Annotated in this window: 20 protein-coding genes; 7 read left to right on the top strand and 13 right to left on the bottom strand. The window is 60.2% G+C overall.

Translation table 11 applies throughout. The features are described from left to right. Nucleotides 1–404: 404 nt before the first annotated feature. The 7 genes from ACPWMG_RS00215 to mnmG all read right to left on the bottom strand — a co-directional run bounded on the left by ACPWMG_RS00215 (nt 405) and on the right by mnmG (nt 6946). Nucleotides 405–1142 carry a class I SAM-dependent methyltransferase gene (locus ACPWMG_RS00215; RefSeq protein WP_483302666.1) on the bottom strand — a complete coding sequence of 246 codons (738 nt, stop codon included), beginning with the start codon at nt 1140–1142 and terminating at the stop codon, nt 405–407. A 7-nt stretch (nt 1143–1149) separates the two neighbouring features. Then, nucleotides 1150–2079, bottom strand: a complete 930-nt coding sequence (locus tag ACPWMG_RS00210; protein WP_483302665.1) for a ParB/RepB/Spo0J family partition protein — start codon at nt 2077–2079, stop codon at nt 1150–1152. Nucleotides 2080–2082: 3 nt separating this feature from the next. Beyond that, a complete protein-coding gene (locus ACPWMG_RS00205; RefSeq protein ID WP_483302664.1) occupies nt 2083–2655 on the bottom strand; it encodes an RBBP9/YdeN family alpha/beta hydrolase in 573 nt (190 codons plus the stop codon). A 71-nt stretch (nt 2656–2726) separates the two neighbouring features. Then, nucleotides 2727–3497 (bottom strand): ParA family protein, encoded by a 771-nt coding sequence (locus ACPWMG_RS00200; protein ID WP_483302663.1) that lies wholly within the window; start codon nt 3495–3497, stop codon nt 2727–2729. A 6-nt stretch (nt 3498–3503) separates the two neighbouring features. Next, nucleotides 3504–4118, bottom strand: coding sequence for a LysE family transporter (locus tag ACPWMG_RS00195; RefSeq protein WP_483302662.1), 615 nt, complete (start codon nt 4116–4118; stop codon nt 3504–3506). 150 nt (nt 4119–4268) lie between these two features. Beyond that, nucleotides 4269–4946, bottom strand: a complete 678-nt coding sequence (gene rsmG / locus ACPWMG_RS00190) for a 16S rRNA (guanine(527)-N(7))-methyltransferase RsmG (RefSeq protein ID WP_483302661.1) — start codon at nt 4944–4946, stop codon at nt 4269–4271. Beyond that, nucleotides 4943–6946, bottom strand: a complete 2004-nt coding sequence (gene mnmG / locus ACPWMG_RS00185; protein WP_483302660.1) for a tRNA uridine-5-carboxymethylaminomethyl(34) synthesis enzyme MnmG — start codon at nt 6944–6946, stop codon at nt 4943–4945. The genes rsmG and mnmG overlap by 4 nt, the downstream gene beginning before the upstream one ends. Before the next feature lie 200 nt (nt 6947–7146). Between mnmG and ACPWMG_RS00180 the strand changes: the two genes are divergently transcribed. After that, nucleotides 7147–7734 carry an NADPH-dependent FMN reductase gene (locus ACPWMG_RS00180; RefSeq protein ID WP_422832399.1) on the top strand — a complete coding sequence of 196 codons (588 nt, stop codon included), beginning with the start codon at nt 7147–7149 and terminating at the stop codon, nt 7732–7734. 69 nt (nt 7735–7803) lie between these two features. Here ACPWMG_RS00180 and ACPWMG_RS00175 read toward each other — a convergent pair whose 3' ends face one another. Next, nucleotides 7804–9255 carry an aldehyde dehydrogenase gene (locus tag ACPWMG_RS00175; protein WP_483302659.1) on the bottom strand — a complete coding sequence of 484 codons (1452 nt, stop codon included), beginning with the start codon at nt 9253–9255 and terminating at the stop codon, nt 7804–7806. Between the two features lie 154 nt (nt 9256–9409). Here ACPWMG_RS00175 and ACPWMG_RS00170 point away from each other — a divergent pair, with 154 nt between their 5' ends. The 3 genes from ACPWMG_RS00170 to ACPWMG_RS00160 all read left to right on the top strand — a co-directional run bounded on the left by ACPWMG_RS00170 (nt 9410) and on the right by ACPWMG_RS00160 (nt 12819). Continuing rightward, nucleotides 9410–10369 carry an AraC-like ligand-binding domain-containing protein gene (locus ACPWMG_RS00170; protein WP_483302658.1) on the top strand — a complete coding sequence of 320 codons (960 nt, stop codon included), beginning with the start codon at nt 9410–9412 and terminating at the stop codon, nt 10367–10369. 139 nt (nt 10370–10508) lie between these two features. Further along, nucleotides 10509–11114, top strand: a complete 606-nt coding sequence (gene gstA / locus ACPWMG_RS00165) for a glutathione transferase GstA (protein WP_483302657.1) — start codon at nt 10509–10511, stop codon at nt 11112–11114. Nucleotides 11115–11265: 151 nt separating this feature from the next. Then, nucleotides 11266–12819: a methyl-accepting chemotaxis protein gene (locus tag ACPWMG_RS00160; RefSeq protein ID WP_483302656.1), complete on the top strand. Its 1554-nt coding sequence runs from the start codon at nt 11266–11268 to the stop codon at nt 12817–12819. 24 nt (nt 12820–12843) lie between these two features. Here ACPWMG_RS00160 and ACPWMG_RS00155 read toward each other — a convergent pair whose 3' ends face one another. The 3 genes from ACPWMG_RS00155 to ACPWMG_RS00145 form a co-directional block, all read right to left on the bottom strand. Then, nucleotides 12844–13680, bottom strand: a complete 837-nt coding sequence (locus ACPWMG_RS00155; RefSeq protein WP_483302655.1) for a transglutaminase-like domain-containing protein — start codon at nt 13678–13680, stop codon at nt 12844–12846. After that, complete coding sequence (locus tag ACPWMG_RS00150; protein WP_422832390.1) at nt 13680–13865, bottom strand: DUF1328 domain-containing protein; 186 nt, start codon at nt 13863–13865, stop codon at nt 13680–13682. The genes ACPWMG_RS00155 and ACPWMG_RS00150 overlap by 1 nt, the downstream gene beginning before the upstream one ends. Nucleotides 13866–13955: 90 nt before the next feature. Then, the gene (locus ACPWMG_RS00145) at nt 13956–15188 is read right to left on the bottom strand and encodes a YbfB/YjiJ family MFS transporter (protein ID WP_483302654.1); all 1233 of its coding nucleotides are present in this window, start codon (nt 15186–15188) and stop codon (nt 13956–13958) included. 186 nt (nt 15189–15374) lie between these two features. On the opposite strand from ACPWMG_RS00145, the gene ACPWMG_RS00140 reads away from it, so the two are divergent. Then, nucleotides 15375–16475, top strand: coding sequence for an alkene reductase (locus tag ACPWMG_RS00140; protein ID WP_483302653.1), 1101 nt, complete (start codon nt 15375–15377; stop codon nt 16473–16475). Between the two features lie 10 nt (nt 16476–16485). On the opposite strand, the gene ACPWMG_RS00135 is transcribed toward ACPWMG_RS00140, so the two are convergent. Next, nucleotides 16486–18747: a heavy metal translocating P-type ATPase gene (locus ACPWMG_RS00135; RefSeq protein WP_483302652.1), complete on the bottom strand. Its 2262-nt coding sequence runs from the start codon at nt 18745–18747 to the stop codon at nt 16486–16488. Nucleotides 18748–19176: 429 nt separating this feature from the next. Continuing rightward, nucleotides 19177–19521, bottom strand: coding sequence for a hypothetical protein (locus tag ACPWMG_RS00130; protein WP_483302651.1), 345 nt, complete (start codon nt 19519–19521; stop codon nt 19177–19179). A gap of 228 nt (nt 19522–19749) precedes the next feature. Between ACPWMG_RS00130 and ACPWMG_RS00125 the strand changes: the two genes are divergently transcribed. Both ACPWMG_RS00125 and cueR read left to right on the top strand, forming a co-directional pair. Continuing rightward, complete coding sequence (locus ACPWMG_RS00125) at nt 19750–19947, top strand: heavy-metal-associated domain-containing protein (protein ID WP_483302650.1); 198 nt, start codon at nt 19750–19752, stop codon at nt 19945–19947. Between the two features lie 34 nt (nt 19948–19981). Then, nucleotides 19982–20392: a Cu(I)-responsive transcriptional regulator gene (cueR, locus tag ACPWMG_RS00120; RefSeq protein WP_483305358.1), complete on the top strand. Its 411-nt coding sequence runs from the start codon at nt 19982–19984 to the stop codon at nt 20390–20392. Nucleotides 20393–20463: the final 71 nt, after the last annotated feature.

Below are 20463 nucleotides of genomic sequence, written 5' to 3'. Positions count from 1 at the left end.
GTGAACTTCATTTCTGAATTTCACATATTTCTATCTTCATGAGCGTTTGTAGTGCTATGCACTAGTTCCGAAGAACTTGGCAATCTCACTCAAACGCCCACGCTTATCGGCTGTATATTTTTAAGGAACCAGAACCAAAAAACTCTCGCTCTTTACTTCTTTTTTCGACTACCGCTGTGATCAGCAGAGCCTCGAATTATATACCGAATTTTTTGCTACTTTCGAATTATTTTTAAATTCTTTTTAGAACCCAAAACACTCGAAACAACCAAAACCCGACTACACAACCCACCGACTGACAACAAACACATTCATCATCAGCCGAGCCCTCGACTATAGCACCCTTTTACCCATCAACGCAAGATGTGAGCAGAAAGTTGTTAAAGATCTAGAAGACGCTGGTCTTAACGCTTGGCTGCCGGGACCTGGTAGAGCCAGACACTTCGACCATCTGGCGCTGTTACCACAGCGGTTGGGCGCACATCAGGCACCGCAAACTCCAAGCTAACCATCCACGCGCCAGCACCCATATCAGTACACGCCTTCTCCCAAGCCCGTGCCATGCTCTCTGGGCGCTGGAAGAGATAGACCATGGCGTAGCCTTGCCAGCTCACACGCCAGATGTCGCCGCGCCGCACCTTGGCAAACGGGCAACAAATGGCGCAGACCGCCCAAAGCAACCAGCTCCATTCAATGCCATGGATACGAGCGGCCGGGTACGCCAGCCGCAATGCCTTGAGACCATGACCCAAACCACAGCCAGCATCTAATACAGAGACGCCTTCCGCTAATGAGGCTTTCCGTGGCAACTCCGCCAGAGCATTACGGGGCGTGGGGAAGATGGGCGCGTCGCGCCAGGCATTCAACGGGTAGATCAGCAGGCACAACACCAGGGGAATCAACCAAGCCCAGGTGGGAATGGCGGCCGCACCGGTCAACACCACCGATAGCGGAAAACCGGCTGCGATCCAACCCCTGCGCCACCAGGTGTGACCCAGCAAGCTGCAAAACACTCCCCAGGCCGTGGCCAAGCCCAAGGCCAGCGCTGCGGGCGCCCCTGCTCGCCCCGCGCCCAAGAACAGTAGCCACGCCGTGCCCCAGCCAAGCAGTGCCGGTAACGGCCAAGGCAATTTGCGCAGCACGGGAGGATTAGCGCGTTGCGCCGCGCGAGAGTTTGTCGATCAGCCCGTTCAGCTCGTCAAGCGAGCCAAACTGGATGACCACCTCGCCCTGCTCTTCCACACGGCCATGGCGTTTAACGCGTTTCTTGATGCGGATCTCCACATCGGCCGTCAGCAAGTCCGACAGCTCTTCTTCCACCCGCTTCAGGTCACGCGACTTCTCTTTCTTCGGCTTGGGCGACGTCAGCGCGAATTCAGCACTGAGCTTCTTCACCAGTCCTTCGGCCTCGCGCACCGACATCTTCTTCGCGGCAATCTGGTTACCAGCGGTGATCTGGCTCGCACGGTCTAGCGCCAACAACGCACGGGCGTGGCCCATGTCCAAGTCACCGGCCATCAACATGGTTTGCACCGGATCGGCCAAGTTCAGCAAGCGCAGCAGGTTGCTGGCCGCGCTACGCGAGCGCCCCACTGCTTGTGCGGCTTGCTCATGCGTATGGCCAAACTCGCGCACCAGGCGCTGCAGGCCTTGCGCTTCTTCCAATGGATTCAGGTCTTCACGCTGGATGTTTTCGATCAGTGCCATGGCGGCCGCCGATTCATCGGGCACTTCGCGCACCAGCACCGGCACACGTTCCAGCCCAGCCAGGCGGGCCGCACGGAAGCGTCGTTCGCCCGCAATGATTTCGTACTTGCCGACGTTTTCGCCACTGGCCAACTGCCGCACCAGAATCGGCTGCATGATGCCCTGCACCTTGATGCTCTCGGCCAACTCGTACAGCGCGCCCTCGTCCATGCGGGTGCGCGGCTGGTATTGGCCGGCCACCATTTCGGTCAACGGCAACTCATTGGGGAGCTTGGTGACGGCAGCGCTGTCGGTAACTGGCGTTTCGTCGACTTTCGGGCCAAGCAGTGCTTCCAGGCCACGACCCAAGCCCTTAGGTTTCTTTGTCACCATGCTTCAGGTGCTTTCTGTACGAGAGATAAAAGAGGGGACCGTCGGCTGAGCCAGTGCCTGCAGCCAGGCGCGGCCCTCGGGCCAGTCGCCCAGGCCAGACTCGGCATTGATGTGGCCCAGCGCCTCTACCGGATGAAAAGTGGCACCGGCATCGGCAGCCAACTGTTCAGCCGCGGCTTGGCTGCAAAACGGATCGTTGCTCGACGCCACCAAGATCGCAGGAAACGGCAAACGCGTGCGCACCGGCGGACGCCAACTGTAGAGCTGTGGTGGCAGGTTCGGCTGCAGCAGATCTGGCGGTGCCACCAGCAACGCACCAGCAATAAGGTGTGTGTTGCGCGACAACGCGGCCCACGCCAGCGTTAGATGGCAACCCAGGCTGTGCGCCGCCAACAGCACCGGCTCAGTTTGCCGCTGCACCACTTCTTCCAGATGCGTGATCCAGTCGCCGCGCAGCGGTTGCAGCCAATCGTGCTGCAACACACGCTCGTCGCCGTGCACACTTTCCCAATGGGTTTGCCAATGGCCGGGGCCAGAGTTTTGCCAACCCGGCAGAAGAAGAACTTTGGGAGTCATATTGCTATGTTAAAGATAGCTGTTTACGCTTATTCAGTATGCGTGAATGGGCTATTTCCTATGTAAACGATTTACATCGTCTTGATACGCTGCACCATCTCTTCAGCAAACTCGATATACGCTTGGCTGCCTTTGGCCAGAGGGTCAAACACCACGCCCGGCAGGCCATAGCTGGGCGCTTCGGCCAAACGCACGTTGCGCGGGATGACGCTGTTGAACACCTTGTCGGCGAAGTGCGATTTAAGCTGGTCGCTCACCTGCTGCTGCAGCGTGATGCGCGGGTCGAACATCACGCGCAGCAGGCCGATGATGACCAGGTCTTTGTTCAGGTTGGCGTGCACCTGCTTGATGGTATTGACCAAATCGGTCAGCCCTTCTAGCGCAAAGTATTCACACTGCATGGGCACGATGACGCCGTTAGCCGCGCACAGGCCATTCAGCGTGAGCATCGACAACGACGGCGGGCAGTCGATCAACACAAAGTCGTATTCGTGGCCCACGGCGGCCAGCGCCGTTTTCAGCCGGGCCTCGCGCCGCTCCTGGTCGACCAGTTCCACCTCGGCACCGGCCAACTCGCGGCTGGCTCCCAACACGTCGTAGCCGCATTTTTCAGACCGCACACGGGCTTCAGCAATGCTCGACGATTCGAGCAGCACGTCATACACGGTTTGCTCCAGCGTGCGTTTGTCGATGCCCGAACCCATGGTGGCGTTGCCCTGCGGATCCAGGTCGATCATCAACACGCGCTGGCCTACCTTGGCCAAACCGGCACACAGGTTCACCGTGGTGGTGGTCTTGCCCACCCCGCCCTTTTGGTTTGCTACGCAGAATACTTTTGCCATGGATGCCTATTTAGAGAGCGCCAGCTTGATGCCAAAGCCGATGAGAAACACGCCGGCGAGCCGTTCCAGCCCGCGCGAGACGGCGGGGTTAGCACGCATGCGCTCCGCCAGAAAATACGTCAACAGCACGGCGATCAGGCCGTACAGGAAAGTCAGGGTCGCCACGGTCGCCGCCATCACACCAAAGGTAAGCAAACCACGGTGCTGCACCGGGTCGACGAACAGGGGGAAGAAGGCCATGTAGAAAACGATGGCTTTGGGGTTCAACAAGGTGATCGTCAACGCCTGGCGGAAGTAATGGCCGGCCTTGATGTTCAGAATAGGCGCGTCGCCGGGCTTGGCGCGCAGCATCTTGAAACCCAGCCACGCCAGGTAGATGGCGCCGAGCCATTGCACGCCGACAAAAGCAGCGGGCGTGGCGGTCAGAATGGCGGCAACACCAGCCACGGCCAGCCACATCAACACTTGGTCGCCAGCGATGAGACCCATGGTGGCGGCCAAGCCACCGCGAATGCCCCCTTTGCCGGTGGAGGTGATCAGCGCCAAATTGCCCGGCCCCGGGATCAGCAAAAACACAATGATGGCGACTACAAAAGCGCCGAAATCGGAAACACCGAACATGGGCAGATCACCTAGGGGGGACAATTTTGAGCATTTAAACCGCGCGGGCGTAAATGCTGAGAAGGCTGGAGTTTACGCGACGGACATTGGTCGCAGTGCAAACGGTGGGCCAGGGCGAGATGATGACGCCGCGCCCACTCAAAAAACGATCTATCCGGCCTGCTGTTTACGCAGCCAAACGATGCAGCGCTCGGCGTTCAAGCCGGGCACTTGGAGCTGTTCCACGTGAAACACCTGCACGTCTGCAGGCAAGGCGGCCTGCTCTTCTGTCGGCGTTTTGCCCTTCATGGCGAACCACACACCGTCGTCGGCCAAGGCGCTGCGCGACCACGTGGTGAAGTCCACCAACGAGGCGAAGGCACGTGAGCTGACCACGTCGTATTTTTCGGTGAGCGACTCCACACGGGCGTGGATGCCGCGCAGATTAGCGAGCTTTAACTCCACCGCCACTTGCTGCACAAACGCAGCCTTCTTGCCCACGGTGTCGACGCAACGCACGGTCAACTCGGGGCAGCAGATGGCAAACACCACGCCCGGCAAGCCGGCACCCGAGCCCACGTCGAGCAACTGCGCGGGCGTGTTCTTCGTCTGCGCCATGCCCTGCAGATGTTTTTGCAGCGGTGGCACCGCAGCCAGGCTGTCCAGCAGATGGTGCGAAAACATCTCCGCCGGGTCGCGCAATGCGGTGAGGTTGTAGACCTTGTTCCACTTGCCGATCATGGCGATGTACTGCAGCAGCAGGTCTTGCTGCGTGGTCGACAAGCTAAGGCCCAATTGGGTAGCGGCATCCGCCAGCTTCACGGCGTATTCGGTAGCGCGCTCACTCATGCTGCGGCCTGCACTTCCGCTGCCACCACACGGTCACGCCAGCCATGCTTCTTCAAATGCACCAGCAGCAAAGAGATGGCCGCAGGCGTGACGCCTGACACACGCGACGCTTGACCCAAGGTTTCAGGGCGCAGCTTGCTCAGGCGTTGGCGCACTTCAAAACTCAGCGCCGTGACCTGCAGGTAATCCAACTCTTCTGGAATGCGCAGGTTCTCGTAATGGGCAGCGCGGTCAATCTCCGTACGCTGACGGTCGATGTAGCCAGAGTACTTGGCGGTGATCTCCACCTGTTCCACCACGGCATCGACAAAGTCAGTCTCGGCCGTTGTTTCACGTGAAACAGCATCGGCTGAGTTTTCAATGTTCACGGGCAGCTCAGCATTCGCGAACTTGCCGCCGTCTAAAGACATGAGCTGTGCATAACCCACATCCGGGCGGCGCAGTAATTCAGCCAGGTTGTATTCGTGCTCGATAGCCTTGCCCAACACGCGTTCCGACTCGGCTGCCGCCAGGTTCTTCGGGCTGATCCACAAAGATCGCAGGCGCTCTGTTTCACGTGAAACAGCGTCGCGCTTGCGGCTGAAAGCGTTCCAGCGGGCGTCGTCAATCAAGCCCATTTGGCGTGCCACTTCGGTCAAACGCATGTCGGCGTTGTCTTCACGCAGTTGCAGGCGGAACTCGGCGCGGCTGGTGAACATGCGGTAAGGCTCGGTCACGCCCTTGGTGATCAGGTCGTCTACCAACACGCCCAGATAGGCTTGGTCGCGGCCTGGCAACCAGGCAGCTTCTTCGCGGCATTGCAGTGCAGCGTTGATGCCGGCAAACATACCTTGTGCGGCGGCCTCTTCGTAACCTGTGGTGCCATTGATCTGGCCGGCGAAGAACAGCCCATCGATCACCTTGGTTTCAAAGCTGCTCTTAAGCCCGCGCGGGTCGAAGTAGTCGTATTCGATGGCGTAGCCTGGACGCAGGATGTGGGCGTTTTCCAGGCCCTTCATCGAGCGCACCAAGGCGTATTGAACGTCGAACGGCAAGCTAGTGGAGATGCCGTTGGGGTAAACCTCGTGGGTCGTCAGGCCCTCGGGTTCCAAGAAAATCTGGTGGCTTTCCTTGTCGGCAAAGCGGTTGATCTTGTCTTCCACGCTCGGGCAATAACGCGGGCCAATACCTTCAATCTTGCCGGTGAACATGGGGCTGCGGTCGAAGCCGGAGCGGATGATGTCGTGCGTGCGCTCGTTCGTATGGGTGATCCAGCACGGCACTTGTTGCGGGTGCATGGCCGCATTGCCCATGTAGCTGAACACCGGCACGCGGTCGCCTACCCCGCCCGGCATGCCGTCGCCAGGTTGTTCGGCGCACTGGCTGTAATCGATGCTGCGGCCGTCGATGCGCGGCGGTGTGCCAGTTTTCAGGCGGCCTTGCGGCAGCTTCAGCTCTTTCAAACGTGCGGACAACGACACGGCTGGCGGGTCACCCGCACGGCCAGCGGCGTAGTTGTTCAAGCCCACGTGGATCTTGCCGTCTAGGAAAGTACCGGCCGTCAGCACCACCGTGCGGCTGCGGAACTGGATGCCCACCTGCGTGACAGCGCCCACCACGCGGTTGCCTTCGACCATCAAGTCGTCCACTGCTTGCTGGAACAGCCACAGGTTCGGCTGGTTTTCCAACATGTGGCGGATGGCCGCCTTGTACAAAACCCGGTCGGCCTGGGCCCGCGTGGCGCGCACGGCCGGGCCCTTGCTGGAGTTGAGAATGCGGAATTGGATGCCGCCCACGTCGGTGGCCAGCGCCATCGCGCCGCCCATGGCGTCCACCTCTTTGACCAGATGGCCCTTGCCAATACCGCCGATGGAGGGGTTGCAGCTCATCTGCCCCAGCGTCTCGATGTTGTGGGTCAACAGCAGGGTTTTGCAGCCCATGCGCGCAGAGGCAAGAGCAGCTTCGGTACCGGCATGGCCGCCGCCGACGACGATGACATCGAATTCTTCAGGGTAAAGCATTGGGGTGTGGCGCTTGGAGCGCAGTGGTCGCAGGGGACGCAAAAACTTGCGTGGGCAGGCCAGCATCACCGTGGAGCCGCCCGACAGCCCTCGATTTTACCGGCCTGCCTGTTTTTTCGCCACGTGAAGGCAGAACGCCCATAGCCACTGCGGTTGTCGCAGCACCCTCAACCGGGCGGTTTTATGGTGCAATGTTTCACATGAAACTACTCGTCTTCGCGGGCAGCACCCGCAAAAATTCCTGGAACCGCAAACTTGCCAACGCCACCGCCGCCCTGGCGCGCGCCAGCGAGGTAGAGGTGACCCACATCGAACTCGCTGATTTCGATATCCCGATGTACAACGCCGACCTGGAAGCCGAAGGCACACCCGCCGACGTCATCCGCCTCAAAGGCATCTTGCACGCGCACCCGGCCTGGATCATCTGCACGCCAGAGTACAACGCCAGCTATCCAGCGCTGTTGAAGAACACCATCGACTGGTGCTCCAGCCCGGTGAAAAACCATGCCGATTGGGGCGATGGCTTCAAGTCGTTTCGCGGCAAAGTGGTCGGTATGTTGAGCGCATCGCCCGGCGCGCTGGGTGGCCTGCGTTCACAAAGCCACTTGGCGCCGCTGCTGTTGAACCTGCATTGCTGGGTAGCACCGCAAAACTTTGCGCTGGGCCACGCGGCAGATGCTTTTGATGCTGAAGGCAAACTGGCCAACCCCGCCAGTGAAAAACATGTGCAGGCGGTGATCGACCAGGTGTTGTTTGCTGCACGCCGGCTGACGATTCCTGTGCTCTAAATACTCTAAAGAAAAAAGGCCACCCGCTGGGGTGGCCGTTTATGTTTCACGTGAAACAACGCCCGTGTTTTAGAACGGATAGTGGCGTGGCGTGGTCTGCATGGTGATCCAGCGCAACTCGGTAAACGCCTCAACCCCGGCACGCCCGCCAAAGCGGCCATAACCCGAACTCTTCACGCCACCAAACGGCATTTGCGCTTCATCGTGCACCGTGGGGCCGTTGATGTGACAAATGCCGGACTCGATGCGTTTAGCCACATTCCAGGCTCGCGCAATGTCCTTGCCGAACACGGCGGACGACAGGCCAAACTCGTTGTCGTTGGCCGTGGCAATCGCCTCTTCCACCCCGCTCACACGCACGATGGCCTTCACCGGCGCAAACGATTCTTCGCGGTAAATCGTCATCTCGGGCGTGACGTGGTCCAGCAGCGTGGCCGGCATCAAGGTGTTTTCGGCCTTGCCGCCGCACACCAGTTTGGCGCCCTTGGCCAAGGCGTCGTCGATCAGCGCATTGCAGCGCGTCACGGTTGCCATGTCGACCACCGAGCCCAGCACCACCAGGCCCTTGCGTGGGTCGCCCAGCGGCAAGCTTTGCGCCTTGGCCGCAAACTTGGCAACGAATTCATCGGCGATCGATTGGTCGACCACGATGCGCTCGGTCGACATGCAAATCTGCCCCGAGTTGGCAAACGCGCCAAAGGCCGCACCGGCCACGGCCGCGTCAATGTCGGCATCGTCCAGAATCACCATCGGCGCTTTGCCACCCAATTCCAGCACCACCGGCTTCAAATACTTGGCGCAGGTTTGCGCAATGATGCGGCCCACCTTGGTAGAACCGGTGAAATTCACGCGGCGCACGGCCGGGTGCGCCACCATGGCCTCGACCACAGCCCCCGCATCGGCCGGGGCGTTGGTCACAAAGTTCACCACACCGGCAGGCAAGCCGGCTTCCTGCAGCGCTTCGATGATCAGGCCGTGGGTTTTGGGGCACAGCTCCGAGCCCTTCAACACCACCGTGTTGCCACAAGCCAGCGGCGTGGCAATGGCGCGCACGGCCAGGATCACCGGCGCATTCCACGGCGCAATGCCCAGCACCACACCAGCCGCTTGGCGCACGCCCATGGCCAGGCTGCCGGGCACGTCGGATGGAATCAGTTCACCGCTGATCTGCGTGGTCAACGATGCGGCTTCCAAAAACATACCCGCCGCCAGGTGCGCGTTGAAGCCGGCCCACAGGCCGGAAGCGCCGGTCTCGGCGGCCATCGCTTCAATGAAGGCGGGTGTCTTGGCTTCCAGGGCCGTAGCGGCCTTCAGCAGCAGCCCACGGCGCTCGCCGGGGCCCATGGCTGCCCAGGCCGGGAAAGCGGCCGCAGCGGCGTCTACAGCGGCTATGGCGTCGTCTGGTGTGGCGGCAGGCGCCGTGGTGGCCACGCTGTTGTCCAACGGGTTGCGGCGCTCAAAGGTGGCACCGTTGCTGGCCGCGCGGGCCTGGCCGTTGATCAACATCGAAATTTGCGTCATGAAGTGCTCCTGGTTCAGATGCACCCATGCTAAAAAAACGCAGCCCCGGCTGCTGTGCTGACGATGCACGAAGCACTTGTCTGAGAGCGCACGCCGCTACAGGCAAACCCTAGGAGCCGAGCGGATACGCCAGCCGCCGCCATAATTCCCCACCATGGTTCAACCCACCCAACTGAGCACCGATGACCTCGCCCCACGCGAGCGGGCGCCGCAGTGGCGCGAGTGGGTGTGGTCGCATTTCGGCGGGCTCGATTCCGACCTGTACGGCGACACCACGTTCGACGGCCACATTGCCGCCGCACGCGCGGGCGACGTGGTGTTGACCCGGTTAGAGGCCAACCGCCACCGCGTGTTGCGCACACCCGAGATGGCGCGCAAAAGCGATGCGGGCTACATCAAGATCGTCGCCCCATGGCAAGGCAATGCGGGTGTGGAACAGGCCGGCCGCCAAGCCTGGGTGCGCCCCGGCAGTTGGACGCTGTACGACACCAGCGGCAGCTACACCGTGTCCAACCCCGAGCGCTCCAACCACCTGATCGTGATGGTGCCCAAGGCAGCCGTGCTCTCGCGCGACCTGCGCCTGGAACCTTTAATGGCGCGCCAGGCCGGCGGCCAAAGCGGCATCTCGCGCGTGGCGCTCGACACCATGCGCAGCACCTACCAAGAGCTGCCGCACATGAGCGCCGATGCCGCCCGTGGCGCCGGTGAGCTGATCACCCAGTTGGTGCGGCTGTCGTTGCAAGAGCTGGCCGGCCAAACCAGCGCCACCACGCAACAAATGGCGCTGCGCGACCGCGTGCTCGACTTCGTGGCGCAGCATTTACACGAGCCGGGTTTGACCATCGAGCGCATCGCCCAAGCGCTGAACTGCAGCAAACGCCTGCTGCACAACGCCTTTGCCGGTGACGAAGACACGTTGGCCGGCACCATCCAACGCCTGCGCCTGGAAGCCTGCGTGCGCACGCTGCGCGACCCGGCTCAGCACACCCGCGCCATCACCGACATTGCACTCGGCGCGGGTTTTAACAACCTCTCGCATTTCAGCCGCGTGTTCCGCCAGCACACCGGTTTCAGCCCACGCGATTTCCGCGAAGCCAGCCAAGCCAAAAGCTGAAAAAACAAGATGGTGTGGCGCCTGCGCAAAGCAGCAGAACCCGCTAGCATGCAAGCCCGGCTGGTCGCCCCACATGCCCCGTGTGGGATGGAGACAAACCAGCCGTAGCCGTTCGCTTGTCACTTCAGGAACCCATCACATGAAGCTCTATTACTCCCCTGGCGCCTGCTCCCTCTCCCCGCACATCGCGCTGCACGAATCCGGCCTGGCTTTTGAAGCCGTGCCAGCGCCCACCAAAACCCACCAGTTGCCCGACGGCACCGACTACTACACCATCAACCCGCTGGGCTACGTGCCCCTGCTGGAGTTGGACAACGGCGAACGCTTGCGTGAAGGCCCGGCCATCGTGCAATACATCGCCGACCAGGCCGCTGGCAAAAACCTGGCGCCGGCCAACGGCACCATGGCGCGTTACCGCCTGCAAGAGTGGCTGACCTTCATCGGCACCGAGTTGCACAAAGGCTTCTCGCCACTGTTCAACCCCAACATGCCAGCCGAAGCCAAGACCATCGCGTCCGACAAAGTGCTCTCGCGCCTGAAGTGGCTGGACGGCGAACTCAAGAGCAAAACCTACCTGATGGGTGACGACTTTTCCGTGGCCGACGGCTACCTGTTCACCGTGACCAACTGGGCACCCAAGGTGGGTGTGGACATCACCGGCCTGGCCAACTTGGTGGCCTACCGCGCCCGCGTCGCCGCACGCCCAGGTGTGCAAGCCGCGTTGAAGGCTGAAGGTCTGGCTTAAGCCAAAAAGGCAGTCTACGCATACCAGTTATGCGTAGACTGCTCTCTTAGTTGTAGCAATTATGTGCAAAAACAAATAGTTGCATCCACGCTAAACGCCGTGTTACTTTTCGTTTGTGCCTGCGCTTGCGGGTCCAAACGAAAGGTCAGACATGAAGCTGCTGTCGAATCTGCGCGTGGGCCTGAGACTCGGTTTGGGCTTTGGTGCCCTGCTCTTGTTGATGTTGGTGATGGGCTTATTTGCGGTCAACCGCGTCAACCGCGTGCAAGCCAACGTTACCGATCTGGCCACCAACTGGTTGCCCAGCACACAGCAACTGGCCAGCTTGAATGAAGCCCTGAACCAGATGCGCCGTGCCGAGCTGCAAATGCTTTTGGGCGGCGGCGAAAAAGCCCTGCAAGAAGAAAACGACCGCCTCACCAAACAATGGGAAGTCGTGCCCAAGCTGTTGAGCGCCTACGAGACCAGCATCTCCAGCGCCGAAGAACGCAAACTTTTTGACGACTTCAAGAGCAGCATCGCCAGCTACAAAAACACGCAGCCGCAACTATTGTCGCTGCTGCGTGCCGGCAAACAAGAAGACGCGCTGAACTGGCTGCGCAACGACTCGCGCAAAACCTTCAGGGCCACCACCGACGCCATCACCAAACTGATCCAGCTCAACGACCAAGGCGCCACCACCGCCTACACAGATGCCAGCACCAGCTACAGCGCCGTGCTGTGGGGCATTTGGCTGCTGGTGGCGGTGGCCCTGAGCATTGGCGCGGTCATTGGCTGGGTTTTGACACGTTCGCTCACCCAGCCTCTGCGCTACGCCACCGACAGTGCCGACCGCATGGCCTCCGGCGATTTGAGCCTGGATGTGCACGCCAACCGCGCCGACGAATTGGGCGATTTGCTGCGTGCGCTGGGGCGCATGCAAGAGGCGTTGAACTTGTCGGTGGGCACGGTCAAGCAAAGTGCGGGCAGCATTTCAGTCGCCAGCCAAGAGGTGTCTAACGGCAGCAGCGATTTGTCGATGCGCACCGAGCAGACCGCGTCCAGCCTGGAGCAAACCTCGGCCGCCATGCAGCAAGTGACCGAGACCGTACGCCAAAGCGCCAGCGCCGCACAACAGGCGAACCAACTGGCCACCAGCGCCTCGGGTGTGGCGGCGCAAGGCGGGCAAGCCGTGGCGCGGGTGGTGAGCACCATGGACGGTATTCAAGCCGCGTCTCGCAAGATCGGCGACATCATCAGCGTGATCGACGGCATCGCTTTTCAAACCAATATTTTGGCGCTGAATGCCGCCGTGGAAGCGGCCCGAGCAGGCGAACAAGGACGTGGATTTGCGGTGGTGGCTAGCGAGGTGCGCATGTTGGCGCAACGCAGCGCCGACGCCGCGCGCGAAATCAAAACCCTGATCGCCAGTTCGGTCGACCAAGTCGACGCGGGCTCCAAATTTGTGACCGAAGCCGGTAGCACCATGAACGAAGTGGTGACCGCCGTGAAGCGCGTGGCCGACATCATTGGCGAGATGGCCAGCACGGTGAACGACCAAACCCAAAGCTTGTCTGAAGTGAACACCGCCATCGGCCAACTCGACAGCATGACGCAGCAAAACGCCGCCCTGGTAGAACAGTCCGCGGCGGCTTCTGCTTCGTTACGCGACCAAGCTGCGCAGTTGGCGGAAGTGGTGGCGCGGTTTCGTTTGCGCGCGGCTTAACGGGCCTAACGCCGTTCGCAAGTTTTAAGCGTCTTCGGCCACCAATTCAGCCTCAATCTGCTGCTGCAGGGCGTGGATGTTTTCATCCACACGCACTTCCTTGCGCGTCATGTTCACACCACCAAAGATGGTGCTGAAGGCCACGTCTTTGGCATCCCGCCCCGTGCCAATGCGCACCAATTGCTCTACCGGGGCCATACCGGTCGGGTCAAACTGCACCCACTGGCCGCCAAGCCAGGCTTCAAAAATGGCGTGGAAATCTTGTGGCGGTTCGTCAAACCACACATAGCCCACCGCCAACCGAGCCGGAATGTTCAGCGCGCGGCAGAAGGTAATGCCCAGGTGCGCAAAGTCGCGGCACACACCGGCGCGCTGCACAAAAACATCTTGCGCTGAGGTGTAGGACGTGGTGCTGCCGGGCATGTACGTCACGGATTCATGAATCCAATCCGAGATGGCTTTCACACGTGCAAAACCAGGCGGCAAAGCGCCAAACTGCAAGTGCGCCACACGTTGCAATTGGTCGGACTCGCAGTAACGCGAGGGCGACAAATAATGCAGCACGTCGTCGGGCACTTCCACCAACGGCACTTCGGGCAAATCGTCTGGCACGATCTGCTGGTGCAGCTCCACATCGGCCTGGTAATTGACCATCAGCGGCCCGGTGGGCGCATCAAACCGGATGAACCGGTTGCCGCTGCTCGGGTCGGTGAAACGGTGCACCAACACACCAGACGACACCGCCAAGCGCTCGCGCAAAATGGTTTGCCCCGGCCGTTGTGCGGCTTCGATGTTGAAGCAAAAGTGTGTGGGCCCGAGCACGTCGTACTCGAGCACCGTTTCAACGTTAGAGCGGAACATCAGTCAATCGCCTTTTTCACGGCGCCAACGCCCAGAGCCGCCAGGATCACAAAGATCACAGCCAGGATCAGGAACAGACCGAACAACACCTTGGCAATCATGGCCGAACCGGCCGCAACGCCACCAAAACCCAACACCCCTGCCAGCAAAGAAATGACGGCAAAAATGATCGCGTACTTCAGCATTTCAATCTCCTAAAGTGGATGACTGAAGTTTGCGGTGGCACTCGCTGACCATGGATCGGCCACTGGCGCGCAAGAGCGTAGGACGATGGCCTAAGTCGGCAACGGCTTTTGGCGCCACGCCAATCCCGCGCCCAGCCAAAGCGCCACGGTTGAAAACACCAAGCCGCGTGCCAATCCACCAGGCCCATCGGCAATCCAACCGACCACCGTCGGGCCGACAATTTGCCCGGCCGCAAACACGATGGTGAACGCGCTGATGCCCGAGGCCCAGGCCGCTGCTGGCAAGTTGTGCCGCACCAGCGCCGTGGTAGCCGCCACCACCGATAAAAACACGCCGCCAAATACGATGCCCGACGTTAAAACCACCAGCCAGGAAGACGTCAACGCCGGCAGCAAAGTAGCGCCACCCAACAACACGTTGAGCAAGGCCAGCGCGCCACCGCCGCGGCTACGTTCCAGCAACCCAGCCCAAATGCGCGACGACGCCAACACCGCCAAACCCAGCAACGTGTAAAACAAGGTCAACGCCGGGCCACTGGCGCCCTGCTCGCGCAACAGCGCCAACACAAACGTCATGTAGCCGATGTAGCCCACGCCAAACATGCCGTAACCCGCCAGTGCAAAACCAAAGTCGCGCCAGCGGAACGGGCGCGCGTCTGACTGCGGTGTTTGTGACGCTGTAGGGGTAGTGGTTGCAGCGCCCACCGTCTTGTTCAATTGGCGCGCCGACCAGCCCAACACCAGCGTTGCCAAAACACAGGCCAGCGCCAACGCCCACCACGCCCAAGCCCAACCGTGTGGCACGGCATGCGCCGCTTCCAACACCGGCGGCACCACCAAGGCCGACACCACAATGCCCCAGCCCGTGCCGCCGTAATACAGGCCCAACAACAAGCCGCTGCGCCCCGGCCATTGGGTCGCCAGCCGTGCAGCCAGCAAGCCACCGGCGATGAACACAAAAGCGCTGGCAATGCCCGCCAGAAAACGTTGCAACAGCAGCGGCGCGGCGGCGGTAAAAAAGCCGCTCAACACCATGAACACACTCGCCAACACCGCACCAGCCCACAACAAGCGTTGCGGCCCCACCTGGCCCATCAACCGTGGCGTGACCAGCGCACCAAGCAAATAACCCAAGGCGTTGCCGGTGTTCATCGCGCCAGCCAAGGTGTACGACCAGCCGAGATCGGCGCGCATGGGCGTGAGCAACAAGCCATACGCAAAACGTGTGATGCCCAAGGAAATCGCCGCCCCCAAAGACAACGCCAAAGCCAGCCACAGCGCACGCGAGAACGTCATGGGCGGCACAAATTCTTCAACGGGCATGGATATTGAATGTCAGAGAGCGGATGCACCCATTGTGTGGGCGCATGCCACCGCCGCCCTTCAGCACTTACCACAGGGTGCTGTTGTCCGTGTGCCACAAGGTTTTGGTTTCGCTCTTACCCTTGAGCACACCAACACGATGGCTCACGATGGCATCGTCGTGCAACGTTTCAAAAGGACAAAAACATGACTTCACTTTTCGCTCCCCTGCAAATGGGCCAAATTTTGCTGGCCAACCGCATCGTCATGGCGCCGCTGACGCGCAACCGCGCACCCAACGCCGTGCCCACCGCCTTGATGGCCGAGTACTACGCGCAGCGCGCCACGGCCGGCTTGCTGGTGTCTGAAGGCACAGCCATCAGCCAGCAGGGCCAGGGTTATGCCGATGTGCCCGGCCTGTACGCCCCTGAACAAATCGAAGGCTGGAAAGCCGTGACCGCCGCCGTGCACGCCAAGGGCGGCAAAATCGTCGCCCAGTTGTGGCACGTGGGCCGCGTGTCGCATACCAGCCTGCAGCAAGACGGCCAAGCGCCAGTGGCCCCTTCGGCCATCACCGCCAAAACCAAAACCTACCTGATCAACAACGGCCAGCCCGGCTTTGCCGAAACCTCGGCTCCGCGTGCGCTGCATACCGACGAATTGCCCGGCATTGTGGACAGCTACCGCCAAGCCGCACGCCACGCACTCGAAGCCGGTTTTGACGGCGTGGAAGTCCACGGCGCCAACGGTTATTTGCTTGACCAATTCTTGAAGCAGGACACCAACCACCGTGGCGACGCCTACGGCGGCAGCATCGAAAACCGTGCCCGCCTGTTGCTGCAGGTAATGCGTGCCGTGGTCGGTGAAATCGGCGGTGGCCGCACCGGTTTACGGATCTCGCCCGTCACACCGTCGAACGACGTGCACGACCCCGCACCACAACCCTTGTTCGAACACGTGGTGCGCGAACTGGCCGCCATGGATCTGGCGTTTATCCACGTGGTCGAAGGCATGACCGGCGGCCCACGCGAGCTGCCAGACCGTCCGTTCGACTACGCCTCGCTCAAGGCTGCCTACCGCCAAAGCGGTGGCAAGGCCGCGTGGATGGTCAACAACAGCTACACCAAGGCCTTGGCCGAAGAAAACCTGCAAGCCGGTGCCGACCTGGTCGCCTTTGGCCGCCCCTTCATCGCCAACCCCGACCTCGTGCGCCGCCTGCGCGACAACGCGCCGCTGAACGAGCCTGACCGCGCCACGTTCTACGGCGGCGGCGCAGCCGGCTACACCGACTACCCCACGCTGAAATAACGCAAATAAGTTATTTGGATTTCCAACGCTTCAGCAACAAAGCGTTGGTCATCACACTCAGCGAACTCAGCGCCATGGCGGCGCCAGCCACCACCGGGTTCAAGAACCCAAACGCCGCCAAGGGAATGCCGGCCACGTTGTAGGCAAACGCCCAAAACAGGTTTTGCCGGATCTTGCGCACCGTGCGGTGCGAAATGTCCAACGCCGCCGCCACCAACGCAGGCTCGCCCCGCATCAACGTGATGCCGGCGGCCTGCATCGCCACGTCCGTCCCTTGGCCCATGGCAATGCCCACATCGGCTGCTGCCAACGCGGGCGCGTCGTTGATGCCGTCGCCCACCATCGCCACGGTGTGGCCACCGGCCTGTAAGGCACGTACCTGCGCCGCTTTGTCCCCCGGCAATACCTCGGCCAGTACTTCGCCTTTTTCGGCACTCAGGCCCAGCCTGCGGCCCATGGCCTCGGCCGCGCCTTGGTTGTCGCCCGACACCATCACCGTGCGAATGCCGCGTTGGCGCAATTCGGCCAAGGCCTCGGCCGCGCCAGGTTTAGGTTCATCGGTGAAGGCAAAAAGCGCGCGTGCAAGCACTTTTCCATCTTCCAACTGTTCGGAAAGAGCAGAAACCGTCGCACCTTGGGTCTGCAAGGCCCCTGCGGGGCCCGCCAAAGGCCCTAAATCGACGTGTAAGGCCTCCATCCACCGCAGACTACCCAGGAGCAGTCTGCGGCCTTCTACGTCGCCCTGCGTGCCCTTGCCGGCCACCGCCTGCAGGTTTTGTGGCGCTAAATAGGCCAGATTTTGGTTTTTGGCGGCTTGCAACACGGCTTTGGCCAACGGGTGCTCGCTGCCGCTTTGCAAGCCCGCCGCCATGGCCAACCACCGCTTTTCGTCTTCGCCCGGCATCACCAAAGCTGTGGACAACTGGGGCTGGCCCAGCGTCAGCGTGCCGGTTTTGTCGAACGCCACCACGTCCACCTTGTGCGCCAACTCCAGCGCTTCAGCGTCTTTGATGAGGATGCCGTGCCGCGCCGCCACCCCTGTGCCGGCCATGATGGCGGCCGGCGTGGCCAGGCCCAGCGCACACGGGCAGGCAATCACCAACACCGCCACGGCGCGTAAAACGGCTTCTTCTGTGGGCAAGCCCACTGCCAGCCAGCCCAGCAGCGTCAGCAGCGCTAGCACCAGCACCACCGGCACAAACACGGCTGAAACCTGGTCGACCAAACGCTGGATTGGCGCTTTCGCGGCCTGCGCGTCTTCCACCAACTGAATGATGCGCGCCAGCACGGTTTGATGGCCCACGGCGGACACCTGCATCACCAAGCGCCCTTCGGCGTTGACCGAGCCGCCAATCAAGGCCGCGCCAACATTTTTGGAAACAGGCAGAGATTCGCCGGTGAGCAAAGACTCATCCACCTGGCTTTGGCCCAACAGCACCACCCCATCGAGCGCAATCCGTTCGCCGGGGCGCACCACAAGGCGATCGCCTGGCAAAACGTCGTCCACCGGCACGTCGATTTCTTCGCTTTCACCGCGCAGCAAATGCGCGACTTCTGGCCGCAGCGCCTGCAAAGCCCGGATCGCCGTGGTGGCCTGGCGTTTGGCACGGGTTTCGAGCCATTTGCCAAGCAAAACCAAGGTGATTACGACAGCAGAAGCTTCGAAATAAACATGCGGCGCGTGTCCTCCATGTTCGCTACTGGCGGTTATCCACAACCAAACCGACATGCCCCAAGCGGCTGAGGTGCCCACCGCCACCAGTAAGTCCATGTTCCCGGTGCGTGCCTTCACCGCGTGCCAACCGGCGCGATAAAACTTGGCGCCCAGCCAAAACTGCACCGGCGTAGCCAACAAAAATTGCGCCCACACGGGGAGCATCCACGAACCGCTGGGATGCAACCAACCCACCAACATCGGTAAAACCAAGGGCGCAGAGAGCGCCAAACCCAGGCCAACCGGCCAAAAACCGGCCCAAGGTGACGGCTCTACGGCGTTTTTGGGCCCTTCACCGGGTGCTGGCAACGGCAAATAGCCAGCATCCCGCACCGCGCGGCGCAGCCGGGCCAAGGTTTGAGCGGTGTTTTCAGATTCAGCGCCCTTGATGTTGGCGATTTGCACCCGCGCCGACTCTGTTGCCAAGTTCACGCTGGCGTTGGTCACACCAGGTACTTTTTTCAGTGCCTTTTCCACCCGCATCACACACGAGGCACAGGTCATGTCGCCAATGCCCAGGTCAAAAGAAGAGACGGAAGAGGTGTGCGAAGTGTTCATGCCTTAAGCGTAAACCTTGACATCGTGTGAATGTCAAAACGTTTCTTTTTTGAGAAAAAAAAGCACTTCAAGCTTTATCTATCTGCGTAGATAGCTCACTTTAAAATAGCAAAAGAGTTCGAAAAATTTTAAAAAATCGTGTTTTGGACGTCCATTCCTGGTCTGAGGGAGTTGTTCTCTCTCTTCTTCTTAAATGAATTTATAAATACATAGTAGTAGTAGTAAGGGACGACCTCTTCTGTGGATAAGCCCATTTTCCCCAATCAAAACAAACACTTGCTTTGCCGCCGAGCATGTGGGTGAGTGCGCTTTCTTTTTGCGCCTGAATCGGGGACAACTACGCCTAGGCCACTTTCACTGTGGATAAACATGGCGTTGTGCCAGATCTATCCACAAAGTTGTTCGCTTCAGCGCCGTTTTGAACCGGTTCTATGGCTGTTTTGGCCAGCAAAACGGCGCTTGGCACGCCACATATCCTTTTTTTTGCGCGAACAGCGGTTCGGCCGAACCCGGCCAAAACCACCACATCGATCGCCACCAAAAAAAAGTAACCTCAAAAATCCCGGAAAAAATTTCGCGCGAAAAAACGGCCGCCACAGATTTCGATTTTTTGAAGTGCCCCAAAAGCCGGTTTGCATCGGTGACCACGGCTTCACACAGGGCTACGGAAGTTGTTCTTGTCTCTTCTCTAAATGCATTATTAATACATAGTAGTAGTAGTAAGGGAGGCAGCTCTGTGTGGGTAACTCCATTTTCTTGAACCAAATCAATCACTTAAGTTTTCTCTAATGTTGTGCGCGAGTACGCTTTGCAGTTGCGCCCGAAAACTGAACAACTTTGCTTCAACAACATAGCCTGTGGATAAGCCCTGGCTTATGCGAAAACTATCCACAGACTTATCTGCGCGCTTTTTGGGTGTGGCATGGCTTGACCTTTCCATGATGGGAAGGTTTATGCTGAAGGCTTCTTTAGGTTTTTATGTGGGTTGAAGGAGTCTTTTCTATGCAGCATCAATTTCAAGTGACAGGCATGACCTGCGGGCATTGCGAACGCGCGGTGAAACAAGCGGTTCAACAACTCGACCCTCAAGCGCAAGTCAAAGTGACTTTGGCCAGCGGCCAGGTGGAAGTGGAATCCGTCCAGCCGCGCGCGGCATTGGCGCAGGCCATCGTGGACGAGGGTTACGCCGTTGCAAGCTGACGTGATTTCTGTGTATGCATCCACCGCATTGCCCATGAACATCGGCCAGGCGGCTGCGGCCAGCGGTATTTCGGCCAAGATGGTGCGGCACTACGAGTCGCTGGGGCTGTTGCCGGCCGTGACCCGCAGCGACAACGGCTACCGCCGCTACACCGAGGTGGAAGTCAACACGCTGCGTTTCATCAAGCGTGCGCGCAGCCTGGGTTTTTCAATGGCGGAAATCGCCGAGCTGGTGGGTTTGTGGCAAGACCGTGGCCGTGCAAGTGAACACGTCAAACGCATTGCGCAGCAGCATGTGGATGTGCTGGGTGAACGTATTGCGGCCATGCAAACCATGCAGCGTACGTTACAAAATTTGCTGCAGCACTGCCATGGTGATGACCGCCCCGATTGTCCGATTCTGGATGATTTGGCGGGTTTGTCGGACGGCACCTGCTGCTCTTGACGCCTGCTGCGGACAGCCAAAGAATAGCCATTCGCCCATAGTTTCAACTGACAGCGCAAGTCAAAAAATCA

Source organism: Hydrophilobacter chitinilyticus, assembly GCF_049860745.1.
GTDB lineage: Bacteria > Pseudomonadota > Gammaproteobacteria > Burkholderiales > Burkholderiaceae_C > Rhodoferax_B.
This window is presented reverse-complemented; position numbering and strand designations above follow the sequence as displayed.

Bases quoted from the DNA above. Each gene is read 5' to 3' on its own strand.
- ACPWMG_RS00210 (WP_483302665.1), bottom strand. From the start codon at position 2,079: ATGGTGACAAAGAAACCTAAGGGCTTGGGTCGTGGCCTGGAAGCACTG.
- ACPWMG_RS00205 (WP_483302664.1), bottom strand. From the start codon at position 2,655: ATGACTCCCAAAGTTCTTCTTCTGCCGGGTTGGCAAAACTCTGGCCCC.
- ACPWMG_RS00200 (WP_483302663.1), bottom strand. From the start codon at position 3,497: ATGGCAAAAGTATTCTGCGTAGCAAACCAAAAGGGCGGGGTGGGCAAG.
- ACPWMG_RS00195 (WP_483302662.1), bottom strand. From the start codon at position 4,118: ATGTTCGGTGTTTCCGATTTCGGCGCTTTTGTAGTCGCCATCATTGTG.
- rsmG (WP_483302661.1), bottom strand. From the start codon at position 4,946: ATGAGTGAGCGCGCTACCGAATACGCCGTGAAGCTGGCGGATGCCGCT.
- mnmG (WP_483302660.1), bottom strand. From the start codon at position 6,946: ATGCTTTACCCTGAAGAATTCGATGTCATCGTCGTCGGCGGCGGCCAT.
- ACPWMG_RS00180 (WP_422832399.1), top strand. From the start codon at position 7,147: ATGAAACTACTCGTCTTCGCGGGCAGCACCCGCAAAAATTCCTGGAAC.
- ACPWMG_RS00175 (WP_483302659.1), bottom strand. From the start codon at position 9,255: ATGACGCAAATTTCGATGTTGATCAACGGCCAGGCCCGCGCGGCCAGC.
- ACPWMG_RS00170 (WP_483302658.1), top strand. From the start codon at position 9,410: ATGGTTCAACCCACCCAACTGAGCACCGATGACCTCGCCCCACGCGAG.
- gstA (WP_483302657.1), top strand. From the start codon at position 10,509: ATGAAGCTCTATTACTCCCCTGGCGCCTGCTCCCTCTCCCCGCACATC.
- ACPWMG_RS00160 (WP_483302656.1), top strand. From the start codon at position 11,266: ATGAAGCTGCTGTCGAATCTGCGCGTGGGCCTGAGACTCGGTTTGGGC.
- ACPWMG_RS00155 (WP_483302655.1), bottom strand. From the start codon at position 13,680: ATGTTCCGCTCTAACGTTGAAACGGTGCTCGAGTACGACGTGCTCGGG.
- ACPWMG_RS00150 (WP_422832390.1), bottom strand. From the start codon at position 13,865: ATGCTGAAGTACGCGATCATTTTTGCCGTCATTTCTTTGCTGGCAGGG.
- ACPWMG_RS00145 (WP_483302654.1), bottom strand. From the start codon at position 15,188: ATGCCCGTTGAAGAATTTGTGCCGCCCATGACGTTCTCGCGTGCGCTG.
- ACPWMG_RS00140 (WP_483302653.1), top strand. From the start codon at position 15,375: ATGACTTCACTTTTCGCTCCCCTGCAAATGGGCCAAATTTTGCTGGCC.
- ACPWMG_RS00135 (WP_483302652.1), bottom strand. From the start codon at position 18,747: ATGAACACTTCGCACACCTCTTCCGTCTCTTCTTTTGACCTGGGCATT.
- ACPWMG_RS00125 (WP_483302650.1), top strand. From the start codon at position 19,750: ATGCAGCATCAATTTCAAGTGACAGGCATGACCTGCGGGCATTGCGAA.
- cueR (WP_483305358.1), top strand. From the start codon at position 19,982: ATGAACATCGGCCAGGCGGCTGCGGCCAGCGGTATTTCGGCCAAGATG.